General features: G+C 47.5%; 15 protein-coding genes. 13 read left to right on the forward strand and 2 right to left on the reverse strand.

What is annotated here, in order from left to right:
* Nucleotides 1-106: 106 nt before the first annotated feature.
* Together HW560_RS05670 and HW560_RS05675 are read left to right on the forward strand one after the other, a co-directional pair.
* Complete coding sequence (locus tag HW560_RS05670; RefSeq protein WP_179262290.1) at nt 107-388, forward strand: hypothetical protein; 282 nt, start codon at nt 107-109, stop codon at nt 386-388.
* Nucleotides 389-515: 127 nt separating this feature from the next.
* On the forward strand, nt 516-1343 hold the full coding sequence (locus HW560_RS05675; RefSeq protein WP_179262292.1) for a hypothetical protein: 828 nt from the start codon (nt 516-518) through the stop codon (nt 1341-1343).
* A gap of 268 nt (nt 1344-1611) precedes the next feature.
* Here HW560_RS05675 and HW560_RS05680 read toward each other — a convergent pair whose 3' ends face one another.
* Nucleotides 1612-2169, reverse strand: coding sequence for a recombinase family protein (locus tag HW560_RS05680; protein ID WP_179262294.1), 558 nt, complete (start codon nt 2167-2169; stop codon nt 1612-1614).
* A gap of 398 nt (nt 2170-2567) precedes the next feature.
* On the opposite strand from HW560_RS05680, the gene HW560_RS05685 reads away from it, so the two are divergent.
* Complete coding sequence (locus HW560_RS05685; RefSeq protein ID WP_179262296.1) at nt 2568-3461, forward strand: cysteine hydrolase family protein; 894 nt, start codon at nt 2568-2570, stop codon at nt 3459-3461.
* A gap of 270 nt (nt 3462-3731) precedes the next feature.
* Here the strand turns inward: HW560_RS05685 and HW560_RS05690 are convergent, their stop codons facing one another.
* Entirely contained in the window at nt 3732-4232 is a 501-nt protein-coding gene (locus tag HW560_RS05690) for a VOC family protein (RefSeq protein WP_179262298.1), read from the reverse strand.
* 270 nt (nt 4233-4502) lie between these two features.
* Here HW560_RS05690 and HW560_RS05695 point away from each other — a divergent pair, with 270 nt between their 5' ends.
* The 10 genes from HW560_RS05695 (at nt 4503) to HW560_RS05740 (ending at nt 13865) form a co-directional block, all read left to right on the forward strand.
* Entirely contained in the window at nt 4503-4889 is a 387-nt protein-coding gene (locus tag HW560_RS05695) for a MerR family transcriptional regulator (protein ID WP_062327780.1), read from the forward strand.
* 59 nt (nt 4890-4948) lie between these two features.
* The gene (locus HW560_RS05700; protein ID WP_179262300.1) at nt 4949-5773 is read left to right on the forward strand and encodes an NAD(P)-dependent oxidoreductase; all 825 of its coding nucleotides are present in this window, start codon (nt 4949-4951) and stop codon (nt 5771-5773) included.
* 162 nt (nt 5774-5935) lie between these two features.
* Complete coding sequence (locus HW560_RS05705) at nt 5936-6511, forward strand: TetR/AcrR family transcriptional regulator (RefSeq protein WP_179262302.1); 576 nt, start codon at nt 5936-5938, stop codon at nt 6509-6511.
* A 336-nt stretch (nt 6512-6847) separates the two neighbouring features.
* Complete coding sequence (locus HW560_RS05710) at nt 6848-7699, forward strand: SDR family oxidoreductase (RefSeq protein ID WP_090902718.1); 852 nt, start codon at nt 6848-6850, stop codon at nt 7697-7699.
* Between the two features lie 52 nt (nt 7700-7751).
* Nucleotides 7752-8810, forward strand: coding sequence for an FAD-dependent monooxygenase (locus HW560_RS05715; RefSeq protein ID WP_179262304.1), 1059 nt, complete (start codon nt 7752-7754; stop codon nt 8808-8810).
* Between the two features lie 73 nt (nt 8811-8883).
* Entirely contained in the window at nt 8884-9207 is a 324-nt protein-coding gene (locus HW560_RS05720) for a putative quinol monooxygenase (RefSeq protein WP_013312741.1), read from the forward strand.
* Nucleotides 9208-9300: 93 nt separating this feature from the next.
* Entirely contained in the window at nt 9301-9633 is a 333-nt protein-coding gene (csaA, locus tag HW560_RS05725) for a chaperone CsaA (RefSeq protein WP_179262305.1), read from the forward strand.
* Between the two features lie 493 nt (nt 9634-10126).
* A complete protein-coding gene (locus tag HW560_RS05730; RefSeq protein WP_090902724.1) occupies nt 10127-10648 on the forward strand; it encodes a TetR/AcrR family transcriptional regulator in 522 nt (173 codons plus the stop codon).
* A 254-nt stretch (nt 10649-10902) separates the two neighbouring features.
* Nucleotides 10903-12327 carry a DHA2 family efflux MFS transporter permease subunit gene (locus HW560_RS05735; RefSeq protein ID WP_257031976.1) on the forward strand — a complete coding sequence of 475 codons (1425 nt, stop codon included), beginning with the start codon at nt 10903-10905 and terminating at the stop codon, nt 12325-12327.
* Between the two features lie 494 nt (nt 12328-12821).
* Complete coding sequence (locus tag HW560_RS05740) at nt 12822-13865, forward strand: SRPBCC family protein (protein ID WP_257031977.1); 1044 nt, start codon at nt 12822-12824, stop codon at nt 13863-13865.
* Nucleotides 13866-13891: the final 26 nt, after the last annotated feature.

Genomic DNA, 13891 nt, shown 5'->3' on the forward strand with positions numbered 1-13891 from the left:
ATATAGTAGCATGAATTTCAATACATGCAATTTAATACTTGATTTTCATGCTACCACATGCTACTGTAGTAATACAAACTTACTTGTAACGGAGGGAACAGACGGAATGAACACAATTAACCGACTTGATGTTTTTATAGATAGGGTGTCGAGTATTGTACTAGACTTTCTTTCTAGTGAAGCGGGCGAAGCTAATGATGAATGGGGCATTGCACCAGCAGTGTTTACGCAGTGTTGGTCAGTTGATGAGGATTGGATAAGTGAACAAGATAGGGTATTTGCCGAATTTCTTGAATCATTAACACCAGCAGAATACCACAGTTATTTCGCAGAGCAAGAAGAAGCCAGAAGAGTCTATTGGGAGTTAGAGATGGCAATGGTAGCATGACAGTGGACATAAATTTGGTCATGCTACCCTCTATATTAATAGCACACTACATGGTGTGTTAGATACGGATGTAATGAAAGAATTATATATCGTTTGTAGATCAAGATTTTGACAAGGGGGAATAATTATGTTGAAGAGTATACAGATCGACACGCTTCATCTAGTGGCGAAGCTGACTAACGATCAGAAGGACGAATTGTATGATCTAATTGATTTTGGTAAAGATTTCGGTGAGGGCTTTAAGGTTTACTGGAAGGGGAATGCCGTGTATAAGCACATCATCCATTCGAAAGAACCATTCTTCATGGTATTCTTTGAGCCGAGGGTGAGGACAGGACTATGGACAAAGTCGCACTATGACATACTAGTTATACTCCAACAAGAAGCGATACAGTCAAAACCAGCAATTCTTGAATTGATCTTCAATATTGGAGATTGGCGAGTAAAGCGAATGGACATTGCCTATGATTGGTCAACTCCGATAAGCCAGCATTTCATTTGGAAAAATGCAAACGTGAAAAAGGATGAGGTTATCGGTAATCAGAACTACTATCTTTACGGTATTAGAAGTGAAAACCGAGCAGTAATATACGATAAGAAGTTACAGCTAAAACAGAAAAAGAATATAGAAATACCAGAAGAACATCTAACAAGGCTAGAAATCCGTATTCGTCCTAAGCTGAACAATTTGTCAGTAAGTGCGAATAACCTTGAATGGTTGAGAAAGCACTTAGACAAATTCATCTTTGTTGAAAATGCAGCGAAGCTATCACGATGTTTGAAGGAACAGGATAGGAAGGCATTTCGGGCATTAAGACGTAATACAAGAATGGATTGGTCGGCATACGGTGGGGATTCAGTTAAACGAAGAATCAGAGAGAAAGCAAAAGAACAATCCGTAAATTTGTTCGATCTCTTCATGTCTCATAGAGTGCAAATGAATATGACAGCATAACCCAGAATCCTGCTTCTACACGAAGTAGGATTCTTTTTTGTATCCGTGAATTGGTCTGAGATTGAAAATGACACATCTTTCGACCGACTGATGTTATTTTTTTACGATACGATAAGGATATGTAGCCGAAAACCGAGCAATATAAAGTTGTTTATCGTCAAAGAAATAGCATGAGACTGAAAATAAGTATTTGGGAGATAGTACAGGTAATCGTGAGTGTACACGAGTATAAGTAACATTTGCTCGTTAGATTGCGATAGACATAGGTTTATTGTTCATATTCCTTGACACGACGATAGAAAGTATTTGGCTTCATGTCAAGTCTTCTCATGGCTTCTGTCGCAGTGATTTGTTCTGCCTTCCATTCTTTATATACCTTCTCAAAGACAGGTGTAATCGCTTGTTTGGGTCTTCCAAACTTCACTCCCTTGTTCAAGGCAACTTCAATACCTTCGGCTTGTCGTTGCTTGATATTATCCCTTTCAAGTTCATACAAAGCACCGAAGACGGTCAGCATAAACTTCCCTTGTGGAGTGCCTGTATCAATACTCTCCTTTAAGCTAACAAGCTGTACTCCCTTTGCTTCGCACTCTTTAACAATGCTCAGGAAGTCATAGGTGCTTCTAGCAAGCCGTGAGATTGATTCTATGTAAATTGTGTCGCCTTCTCTTACGAAGTCTAATAGGGCTTGTAGTTGAGGTCTGTTGCGGTCTTTACCACTGATCTTCTCAGTGAACCATTTACCGATTTGGTGTTGCTCTAATGCTTTCAATTGCCGTTCTTCATTTTGTTCAGCGGTTGATACTCTGACATAAGCAACGTTCATCTTGTTCATCTCCTATGCACCGTTCTATGTCATAAAGTATATCAACGATTATGAAATGTTTCAATAGTCACAATAGACATTTTGACATTAAGTTTTGAAGGGTAATAGAACCTTGTCAATTCGTATAGTTTTTGACATAAGCCGTAAGGGCGAAAGTGGGCTTGTGATGAGTTCTAACGATTGCCCTTAAACTGGTATGGAAGCAACCTCTAAACACGTCAGAAAGGATGCTGAACGGTCTGGCGACCTATTGAAGGGTGGGGGGATAGTTAACATCATTTTTGTGTTTGTTGTTTTCAAATATGTTGTAGGCACATCAATCGACCGACTATGAGTCTAATTCGAACCGATACGAGAGTTTGCAATTACCAACATGTGGTATAATTAAGAGAAGCAGTATGACGGTGAATGAACTATTTTTAGAATCGAGGGTAGTTTATATGAAATTTAATATTGAATTGGAGTATACCCCCAGAAGCCCTGTTGATGGTATTCCATATACTGAAGCGAGTTTTGTACGTAGAAAAACTCCATTCACCTTTGATGTTACAGAAATTGGTGTAGCACTAATAGATGTTTGGAATTTTGGATGGGAAAATAGTCCAGTTGTTGATTCATTGGGATATGAATTAAGTCTAGAGCGTGGAGTATCTCATGCAAGAAGAAAACGTGAAATCACCATAAACGCAATTAAACCAACAGTTGATGAATTAAGAAAGATAGGTGTTCAAATATTTCATTGTAACCATAAACCGTTTCTTGAAATATACCCTCAGTGGCATAGTTCAACAATTCCAGACGAAAGGATAACATCTAACCAATATTCAACTTCTAGCACAAGCCACAAGGGAAATTATCCTTCAATTGAGTGGGTAGATTCATGGAAAGGCAAGCACATTGACGATGTATTCAATAGCAAATGGATGGAAATACAGGGTGATGCCTATGAGCAGATTTCAATTCCTAAGACAATGGAACCACAAGAAGGGGACATACTTGTGTATTCTCACCAACAATTTCATCGATTGCTTCAGAAAAAGCAAATTCGAGTTCTATTTTATATGGGGTTTGAAACCGACGAATGTGTCCAGCATAGCGATTATGGTATCGTGAATATGAATAGCTATGGCTATATGACTAATATAGTTCGGGACTGCACTACTACATACGAATCGGCTGAAACACTAAATGGATTGTGGAGAACAAAAGTTGCAATAGAATCTATTGAGAAAAAATGGGGATACTCCATATGCTCTTTTGATTTAGTCGACGCTCTAAAAAAAGGAGAATAGTCAGTATCAAGGGATGGCGTAACACATAGAGAAAGTCCTATTTAATTAAGAAACCACTCCAATGCCAGAGTGGTTTTGTCCTTTATATACAGATGTATACCTTGTGGTCAAACCGACCTTTGTGCTTAGATACATTACGGTGAACCGTATCATAAGTGACGGCGAAAAATGGCTGCAAAAATCCTCTTTCTGAAGGTTCAGCTTTAGCTTTCTGCTCATAATGTAAAAACAGTACAGTGGCATACTCTTATTGGCGTCGCGCTAAATAACTTAGCTAGTTTTCACATCCTTCAATAATGGATTAAAGCTCTTCTGTGCATATTCCATAGCATCGATATACTTTTGCTGTTTTGAACGCTCCACCATTTCTTCAGGACTAACGTCCTCTATTCTAGATGTTATCCACCATATGTTTCCAAATGGATCAACCACTCTTCCCCCCCGCTCCCCCCATGCCTGGGTTATCACTTTCGTCATGGATGTAGCGCCGGCTTTTATGGCCTGATCATAAAATTCATCGCTATCATCTACGTACAGACGAATAAAGCAAGGAAACGACGGCCATTCGGCAGGAGAATCGAACATTAGAATTTTTGAATCGCCGATGCGTACCTCAGCATGCCCTATACTTCCGTCAGCATTGTATACCCGGCCAAGTTCCTGTGCATTAAATGCGGAAACTAAAAAGGCAATCAATTTTTCTGTGCTTTTTGTAGTGATCCAAGGGGTAATGGTACGGTTCTCAGTTTGCGACATTTGGTTCTCGCTCATTCGGCTCAACCTCCAATGATTGAATTCGATTGGATTGTACCATGGGTAACTTGACAACATTATGTCATATTCTTAAAGAAAGAGGAGTAATAGGATGAGATCGACTGATGAATCTCCATTATTATGCTTTTCATGCAACCCGTTCGAGTAATGGGGGTGAACCTTATCATAAATAAGGGCAAGTTTAGGTGAATTTACATTTTCCATTTCAAATGCTATCATGCAAACATGACGTTAACGTCATATTATGTCTTGAAAGGAGTGTTCATCATGAACCGCATGCGCATTGGAGATTTGACAGAACGAGCAGGGGTAACCCAGCGCACGGTTCGCTATTACGAGAGCATCGGATTGCTTCCTTCAGGCGAGCGCGAAGGCAATGGTCATCATTACTATACGGAAGAAACGGTTGCTCGTCTGCGTAAGATTGATCAGTTGAAGAAGCTTGGCCTAAGTTTGGAGGAAATTCGGGACGTAATTGAGCTTTACTTTACGGATACGAGCGGGGTGCTGCCGAAGCGGAAAGTCCTCGGCATACTGCGCCAACATCTGGACGACACGGATCAAAGGCTTGAAGCGCTCGGGCAGTTCCGCAGCGATTTGCAGTCACATATAGAACGTTTCGAGCGATGGCTCGAGGCCAATGATAGCGATTAATTTTTTTTGCTCTAAACATGACGTTAACGTAATGTTTAGCATTTAAGGAGGTTAAATTCATGAGAGAAAACATTGGATTTATCGGACTCGGACTGCTCGGTGTTCCAGTCGCTTCCAATCTGCTCCAAGCAGGATATGCATTGACCGTATACAACCGCACCCCAGAAAAAGCGGAGCCGCTCGTGGCCCAAGGTGCGCTGCAGGCGGTCCGTCCAGCTGACACCATGACAACCGGCGGCATCGTCGTCACCTTGGTTTGGGACGATGAAGCATTGGAAGACGTCGTCAAAAGCGAAGATTTCCTAGAACGCCTGGGCATAGGCGGTATTCATGTATCAATGAGTACGGTGTCGCCGGATACGGGCAGGAAGCTGGCGGATCTGCACGCGCGGCATGGCTCCTTCTATGTTGAGGCGCCTATCTTTGGACGGCCGGAAGCAGCCGCTGCCAGGCAATTGTGGATTCCAATAGCGGGTCCCAAGGAAGCAAAGGAGCGGGTCCGGCCGATGCTGGATGCGATGGGAGCTAAGGGGATTTTTGACTTTGGCGAGGAAGCCGGTTCGGCTGTAATCATCAAACTGATCGGTAACTTCCTTATTGTCTCCGCCGCACGCTCAATGGAAGAAGCACTAGGAATAGCTGAGCGCAGCGGTGTTGATCCCACTGCGGCGGTTAATATGCTTACGAGCACACTGTTTACCGCCCCAATCTATCAAAGCTACGGCAAAATGATTGCCGAAAAGTCAGCATCCGTATACGAAAGCAAAATTCCGCAGAAGGATGTCGGTCTCTTTCTGTCGGCGGCGCAAAGCGCACAATTCCCGGCTCCGCTTGCCAGCCTGCTGTTTGATATGCTAGAGAACGGAGATCGGAGCAGACCCTAAGGCTGCGGTCGATGTTATTCGTACTCTCAGCCAATGAACAAAACAATGAGGAAGTTAATCTGAAAGAAAAATGCTCAGTACCTTTTTTGGCTACAGGGATAATGTCACAGGCGTACAACCTTCATCATGGACATATGAATATAGCACTGCTATAATGGACGTATGAACACATATGACAAAATATTGGCAGCTGCTCTTCAGGTACTCGAAGAGGAGGGCGGAGCTCATTTCTCGACGCGAGCCGTAACTGCGATCGCGCAGGTTACGGCTCCTACGCTCTACCACCATTTCGGCAATGCCGATGGACTTCTAAGTGCAGCTATAGTGGAAGCATTCAAACAGTTATTTGAAAGCAAGATTGCCGCAGTGGAGTCCACCATTCCAGAGATGGCTCTTCGTCAAGGATGGGATGACTATGTCCGCTTCGCGGCAGCCCGTCCTCGGATTTATGCAGCGATGATGGGGCGGTTGCTGGAGGGCGCCCATATCGAGGCGGCAGATCATTCGTACCAAACACTGGTGCAAAATATTCAGAGAGTTGCCGCCGAAGGTAAACTGGCTGTGTCAGCTCAGGCTGCGGCAGATCTGGTCTGGGCTTCCGCCAATTCGGCCTCTTGGCTCTATGTGACGGCCCAGATCCGTAAGGCACCCCCACCCCAACCCGACGTCGTTGATCTCATTCGGGAAAGCGTAATGCAGATCATTTTGATCCAAAGGCCGGACGCCGATTTAAAATGAGGGATTCGATGACAGAGCCTGGAGACTCCAGGCAAAGCCCCAATTTAGAAGACGCATAATAAAGATCGCCTATCCAACTGGACCCCCAGAGGATGGCGATCTTTTTATGTTTGGAGGATGCGAGCTTTAGTTCGCTCGGATTTGTGTTGTGTGATAAGTGAAATGTAGTACGCCGAGTGCATCACGCACCGCCCGCTAAAACGATGTTCAGGCCGCAGGGCAACAATTTAGAAAATATATAGCACCGCTATATACAACTTTGTATAGCGGTGCTATAATACCTGTATAGCGGTGCTATAACGTGATCCATATCTTATCAAACCTAGGAGGGATACTATGTCATTCAAAACTCAAGAACTGGTCGTCGTCACAGGTACGTCCAGCGGTATCGGCAGGGCTACCGCCGAGCAGCTCGCCGATGAAGGATTTCACGTTTTGGCCGGGGTTCGTCGTCAGGAAGACGCTGACAAAATCAGACGCAAAAATATCGAGCCGGTGATCGTCGATGTTACCAACATCGACACACTAAAGGCACTGGCCGAACGGGTGGAGCAAGATCCGCTTGGTCGCCCTTTGCGGGCAGTGGTCAACAATGCCGGCATCGCCGTTAATGCACCTCTTGAGATGGTTCCGCTCGATGAATTTCGCCGCCAGATCGAAGTCAGCGTGATCGGACAGGTCGCGGTTATTCAGGCGCTCACCCCGGCCTTGCTGAACAGCGGCGGGCGCGTAGTTAATATTGGTTCAGTTGGCGGCAAGGTCTCCATGCCTGGTTTCGGGATATATTCGGCAGCAAAGTATGCTATGGAAGCGATCAATGACAGTCTCCGGAGGGAGATGTCCTCGTTTGGCCTCAAGGTAATCATGATCACCCCGGGTGGCGTAAGCACTGGCTTGTCGGAGCACGGGATTACGACAGCGGAGCGGCTGGCCAAGTTGATGACGCCGGACCAGCATCGACGCCATGATCGTCTTTTTGACGCCGTGAAGGCTCAGGCTGAAACGTGGGCAACGGACGGTATCCGCCCTGAGAAAGTGGCAGCAGTGATTTCACGCGCAATCCACGCAAGAAAGCCACGAACCCGCTATACGGTCGGTCGCGATTCGGCACTGCTGACCCGACTGGTCCGCATTCTCCCAGACAAACTCCTCGACCGGATGCTCCGCAGCCAGATGAAGCTGCAGTAACGGCAGTTTCAGGAATTCTCTTGGACAGAAAGCTAAAATGGGGGAATGAAATATGCCACAAAACAAGTTTGAACATGCCATCATTGTAGGTGGATCTTTAGGTGGTCTAATGATGGGGCTTGCGTTATCTCGTTCTGGTTATACAGTTACCATTCTTGAACGTGCAGATTCATCATTAAGAAATGGTGCTTTTATTCGTTTGCAAACAAAGCCTTATAGTAATAGTGAAATTGAACGAGAATTAAGACACTTGGCATCCAATGGTAACAACAATGTCGAAGCCTGGTCAGCCATTCAAGAACGTTTGCGCAATGCGGTTGCTAAAGAACCGGGTATTATCCTTCGGCATAATACACGAATTGTTAGTGTTGGGCAAAATGAATCATCTGCTTGGGCTACCAGTGAAGAGGAGCAGACGTTTAAAGGTGACTTTTTGATTGGTGCAGATGGATATCGCAGTATTGTCCGCCGCTATTTAAACCCTGACAAACCATTTGCAGATTATGCTGGCTATCTGGTTTGGGTAGGGAAGGTGGACGAAGAACTGCTGCCAAAGAAGGACTGGAAAAAACGGAAACTTTCGAGTGCTTATTTTAAAAATAGTGCTGCTGGTACATTAACAACTGCGGTGATGCCAGGTATAGAAGGGGGAACTAAGCCTGGTCAGCGATGGATTGGCTTTTGCTGGTTTGATCATTCGCATAATCATTTGCTGTCTGAACTAGGTGTATTAAAGGGCGGGATTGCCCAGCATTCCTTATACGGTGAAGATATTCCGGATTCCCTTCTAGAAGAACTATCACAAACCAGCCAAGCCAATTGGAATAAAGAAGATGATGCAATTTTGCAAATCGCGATTAAGGACCGCAGTTTGATCGGGGCACCTGTTAATGAATACATCCCTAATATATTGTCAAAAGGAAGAATAGCCATAATCGGCGATGCAGCTCATACCATGTCACCAATGACTGGCGCAGGCTTTAATGATTCACTTGATGATACGGTTGCCATCATGGACTCCATTAAACAGTATCCGAATTCGATAACCAAAGCTTTGGGTGAATACCAAACACGGCGTTTAGATGTGGTTCGTCAAGATTTTCAAGCATAAACGGGGAATTCCCCCATTTGAGAAAACGGTAAAGCAAAAAATACGAAGTATTTATAAATTAGGAGGAATTAGTATGAACGATACAAAGAACCGTTACGTTACTGTACTCTGGGAGGCGAGAGCTAAGGCAGGGAGAGAAGCCGAGATGAAGGCCTTCATGACTGCTGCTGTCACCCCGTCGCGCAACGACCTGGGCAACATTGACTACGAGGCTCACGAGGTAGAAGGCCAGCCTGGCACATTCATCATCTACGAGCGCTGGGAAAACCGGGATGCCCTCGATCGGCACCTGAGCGCCCCCCGGATGCAGGAACTGGTGCCCCAGCTCTTAGAACTGATGGAGGGATCCATTGAGGAAGGGATTCGACTCCTGCAGCCGTTCCGCCCAGCGCAGTAAATGCAACACCGAGCGGAACTCATTAAGTTCTGCCGGAAAGCGTGAGAGATATTTTCGTGAGCGGTTAAAGACTTTAGTGGAGGAGGCAAAACGTTGGCAACGATTGATGATTTCTCAGCATTGGATATTCGTGTCGGAACGATTAAGGAAGCGGAGTTTTTTGAAGAAGCAAAGATCCCTGCGATAAAGCTTAAGATTGATTTTGGACCGGAGATCGGGATGAAATCCTCAAGTGCACAAATAACTAAGCGTTACAAGGTTGAGGAAATTGTAGGGAAGCAAATTATAGGAATCGTCAATTTTCCTCCTCGGCGCATTGCGGGATTCAAATCGGAGGTATTAGTTTTGGGAGGAGTCCCGGAAAAAGGAGATGTTATTCTATTGAAGCCGGATACTGAAATACCTAATGGTACTCCTATTGCGTAAAAATAAGGCTGTAACCTAAATTGGGCGATGTAGGTAGTTGTAAAGTCGATCTTTTAACTGAGTATGGGGCCTTTGTAAAGTTTGGGAAGAGTAGTGCTTTTGTAAGTCTACAGCAATAGCTGGAGAACTTATTGCCCCATTATTTCTATCTATATAAATAGTCATGTAGTGGGTAAAGCGTAAGGTGGAATTAACGGTGAGTTTGACTAGTAGTTAACAAAGATACGACAGGAGCGCAGTACACTAAATCCGGTCGTATCTTTGTAACAATCATTCAGCTAAAGGGCAGTTTAGCCCAATAGCAACGTTTGTAAATCGTATTGTATAATATTACATATGTATACTATAATCGATCTTGTCCCGGTGCCGTAGAGATACGGATGATTCCGATCGGCACTCACGGGACTGTTGCAGACCGATTTGCATCGATCCGTCGGCCATTGTATACTTTATTTATTATTGATCAATCACTATCGACAGGAGGAATTAAAGGATGGCTAAATCCGAAGCAACGTCAGTCAATCGCAAATCGGACATTATATCCGCAGCGATCGAAGTGTTCGCGGAAGCCGGATATTACCGAGCTACGACAGCGCAGGTGGCGGAACGGGCGAACATCTCGCAGCCCTACGTATTCCGATTCTTCGCGACCAAGGAGCAATTGCTGCTGGCCGCGTTGGAGGTCTCTTGGTCTCGGGTGATCGAATCGTTCCGCCAGGTGGTGGAGACGACTTCGCTGGAATTGCTGGAAGCGAAGCTTATTCAAGAGTACGAGAACATTCAGGCGATGTACCAAAACGAAATGTTCTTGCAGATGCAAGCACAGACCATTCGGGAGGAAGCAATCCAGGACACGATGCGCAACGGGCTTAAGGGTGTTCGCGATATGGTGCTGACCGCTTTCCGTGAAGCCGGTATCGAGAAGCCCGAAGAGCGGACGATGCTGTTCCTCGCGCGCGGAATGCTGTGCAACGTCGCCGTCGCGATTAACTTGCCTGAATTGATGAAAGGGTGAGGGGTGAAATTTTTCTAAAATTGTTATTGATCAATTACTAACATTCTGATATAGTGAAATCAACAAGTTAGTAATTGATCAATCACTACCAGAGAAAGCGAGGGATCAAGCACGATCCACCTGTTGGTCACGAGTCGAGCAACAGTGGGTAAAGGGACTCTAATAAATACGGATAAGCGGTTTGGCGGGTCGAATATTTTTTTGAAAAAGTGTAAGTGATTAATCAATAATAGGAGGGGATTCTTATGAGTTTCATGGTTCAATCGGCAATCGCGAATTCTCGCGCTGTTTCACTACGATGGTGGGCGCTGATCGCGCTGGCGTTCGCGCAATTCCTGGTCGTGCTTGATGCATCCATCGTCAATATCGCGCTTCCCTCTCTCGGATCAGAGCTTCACCTCAGCACAACTACTCTGAGCTGGGTTATTACGGCTTATGTATTGCCCTTCGGGGGCCTGTTGCTTTTCGGAGGAAGGCTGTCAGATCGGTTCGGACATCGAAGGTTGTTCATGACCGGAGTCGCCGGATTCGCGCTTGCTTCGGCCGCAGCCGGAATGGCAAACTCGGGAGCCTGGCTGCTCATGGCGAGAGCGATTCAAGGCGCATCGGCTGCTCTGCTGGCCCCGGCCGCGCTTGCTCTCGTCACGAAGCTGTTCGCGGATCCGAAGGATCGGGCGAAGGCGCTCGGCATCTGGGGCGCGGTTGCGGGTATCGGCAGCGCGGCGGGCGTCTTGTTGGGAGGCGTGCTGACGGCTTCGCTTGGCTGGTCCGCGGTGTTCTATGTGAATGTTCCTGTAGCCGCATTGGTTCTGGTGGCTGTTCCCTTCCTCATCGCCAAGGATTCGTTAGGCGAACGCCTTAGCCTGGATATCTCGGGCTCGGCTACTGTAACAGCCGGCATCGTAGCGCTCGTAGCTGCGCTCTTCGGGACAGAGCGGGTCGGCTGGACGGCTCCACAGACGCTGATTCTCGCAGGCTTGGCGGTGGTGCTGCTCGGATTGTTTCTCTTCCTCGAGAAGCGTGCTTCGAATCCGCTTATGCCGTTCGGCATCTTCCGCAACAAGTCGGTTACAGGCGGCAATCTAGCCATGTTCCTCATCGGAGGAGCGACGACGGGATTGTTCTTCGCGCTCTCGGTTTACATGCAGCAAGTGCTTCATTATGATGCGTTAAAAGCAGGCCTCACCCAGCTCCCGCTCGCCGGAGCGCTGGTCGCCATCGCCGGAGTCGTTCCTGCAGCGATCAAGGCAATCGGGACGAGCAAGACTCTGGCGGCATCGCTGCTTCTGTTAGCCGCAGGGTTAATATGGCTATCCTTTTCGCCTAGCGACGCTACATTCGCAGCTAATCTGCTGGGGCCATCTATTTTGATCGGGGTCGGACTGGGAGGCGCCTTCATCTCCGGAACGGAGCTTGCGGTTCACGGCGTGGCGGATGGGGAAGCGGGGCTTGCCAGCGGCTTGGTCAATACGAGCCAACAGATCGGCGGAGCCATTGGACTTGCGGTGCTGACAACGGCGGCGTCGGGTCGAATCGATCGCTTGATGGGCCGCGGCGTAGCCGAAGCGCAAGCATTGACCGGAGGATTCTCCTGGGTGTTCCTTGGAGCGGCCGCGTTCTCGATTATCGGAGCGATAGTGGTTCTAGCGATTGTGCGGAAACCTCGTCTTCCAAAGTAAGTGACTAATCAATCACAAGCTAATTGCAGTCGTATCGGCTAGGAACCAAGTCAACATGATTTAGAATCTCTAGATACCTTAACCTAGGAGTGATCAGAATGCTTAAAGCAATGGTAGTGAGAGCAGGCAGCGGGTGGGGAAAGGCGCTTGTTAAGCAATTAATCGGGGCTAATGTCGAAGTCGTTGCCTATTCGGGATCGCAAAGGAAGCTGGAAGCGCTGAAGGAGGCTTTTTCATCCTCATCGCTTCTGCGAACGGCGAGAGGAGAGGCCGGGAATCGGAGCAAGCTGCTGGCTGCCGCGGAAGGCGTTGACGTGATTTTCTGCGGGGTTTACTTGACCTACGATGATAACCCGGAGAAGGTACGGCGCATGCTGGAAGCCGTTCGAAGCGTCGCAGCGGCGACCGGAGCCAAGACGGTTACCCTCGAAGGGGTATATCTTCCCGCCGATGAGGAGGAACCGATGAACCCGAACCTTCCCGGCGCGACTTCCATGCGAATCTTCAGCCCGGAGTTGTACGGCGACGCCGTCTCCAACACGCTCATTCATTATGCGCTTCGCAAAATCGTTCAAGAGAAACCCGTCAAGCTCCTCATCGATCCGTCCGTCAGAAGAGACTACCTTTACGTGGACGATGCCGCCCGGTATGTTCTGGAATTGGCTTCGATGGAGTCCGCATATGGGGGGGATTGGCATCTGCGCGGCACAGGCCAGATCTCGCAAGCGGAGCTCTTTGACTTCACGAGCCCAGTCGTCCAAGCGGCACCGCGGTTCGAGCCAATCGGAGGGTGGCAGCGGCGACTGCTTCAGTTGTATGAGCCGAAGGTCAAGGGAATGTTGGATCGCTACGAGAAGCGCTGGGACGCTCTTGGAACATATGGCAAAGGTTATGGCGGCGTATCGATTTCTTATCAAGAAGGTATAGCATCAACGGTAAAACGCATGTTGGCGAAGTACAAAGTACAATCATTCAATTCCAAATCCAGCGAAATGAGGTCGTTGAAAATGAAAAAATCGAAAGAGGCAGTCGGCGTGACGGGATCAGAGAACACGGAAGGAATGTCTGTACGGGGGGGAGCAATCGATGTTGACCGGAACGCCCAGGTCATCGTCGACCTGTCCATTGAGATCGAGGCCTCGCAGGAGACCGTATGGGGGATACAGACTGGCATCGAGCAGTGGCCGACTTGGCAGAAGGACATCGCACAAGTGCGATTATCCGGACCGATCGCGATTGGCAGCACGTTCCGGTGGGAGACTCATGGGTTACAGATCGTCTCCACCATCCTTGAGGTTGACCCCATGAATCGTATCGTATGGGGAGGTCCGGCACACGGTATCGAAGGCGTCCATGTATGGAGCATCACCCCTACGCCTAAAGGAGTACTCGTGCACACCACGGAGTCTTGGGACGGCCCGCCCGTTGCCGCCGACCCCGACGGAATGAGCGCTGCACTCGAGGCCTCGCTTAGCGCCTGGCTCGCCGCTCTCAAAACGGCAGCCGAGAGCTTGCAGCTGACTTCGGGAGACAAGTAATTGACTAATCAATCATCGTGTGAGGT

The organism is Paenibacillus sp. E222, assembly GCF_013401555.1.
GTDB lineage: Bacteria > Bacillota > Bacilli > Paenibacillales > Paenibacillaceae > Paenibacillus.

Coding starts and splice junctions, on each gene's coding strand:
- HW560_RS05670 (WP_179262290.1), top strand. CDS start 107: ATGAACACAATTAACCGACTTGATGTTTTTATAGATAGGGTGTCGAGT.
- HW560_RS05675 (WP_179262292.1), top strand. CDS start 516: ATGTTGAAGAGTATACAGATCGACACGCTTCATCTAGTGGCGAAGCTG.
- HW560_RS05680 (WP_179262294.1), bottom strand. CDS start 2,169: ATGAACGTTGCTTATGTCAGAGTATCAACCGCTGAACAAAATGAAGAA.
- HW560_RS05685 (WP_179262296.1), top strand. CDS start 2,568: ATGACGGTGAATGAACTATTTTTAGAATCGAGGGTAGTTTATATGAAA.
- HW560_RS05690 (WP_179262298.1), bottom strand. CDS start 4,232: ATGAGCGAGAACCAAATGTCGCAAACTGAGAACCGTACCATTACCCCT.
- HW560_RS05695 (WP_062327780.1), top strand. CDS start 4,503: ATGAACCGCATGCGCATTGGAGATTTGACAGAACGAGCAGGGGTAACC.
- HW560_RS05700 (WP_179262300.1), top strand. CDS start 4,949: ATGAGAGAAAACATTGGATTTATCGGACTCGGACTGCTCGGTGTTCCA.
- HW560_RS05705 (WP_179262302.1), top strand. CDS start 5,936: ATGAACACATATGACAAAATATTGGCAGCTGCTCTTCAGGTACTCGAA.
- HW560_RS05710 (WP_090902718.1), top strand. CDS start 6,848: ATGTCATTCAAAACTCAAGAACTGGTCGTCGTCACAGGTACGTCCAGC.
- HW560_RS05715 (WP_179262304.1), top strand. CDS start 7,752: ATGCCACAAAACAAGTTTGAACATGCCATCATTGTAGGTGGATCTTTA.
- HW560_RS05720 (WP_013312741.1), top strand. CDS start 8,884: ATGAACGATACAAAGAACCGTTACGTTACTGTACTCTGGGAGGCGAGA.
- HW560_RS05730 (WP_090902724.1), top strand. CDS start 10,127: ATGGCTAAATCCGAAGCAACGTCAGTCAATCGCAAATCGGACATTATA.
- HW560_RS05735 (WP_257031976.1), top strand. CDS start 10,903: ATGGTTCAATCGGCAATCGCGAATTCTCGCGCTGTTTCACTACGATGG.
- HW560_RS05740 (WP_257031977.1), top strand. CDS start 12,822: ATGCGAATCTTCAGCCCGGAGTTGTACGGCGACGCCGTCTCCAACACG.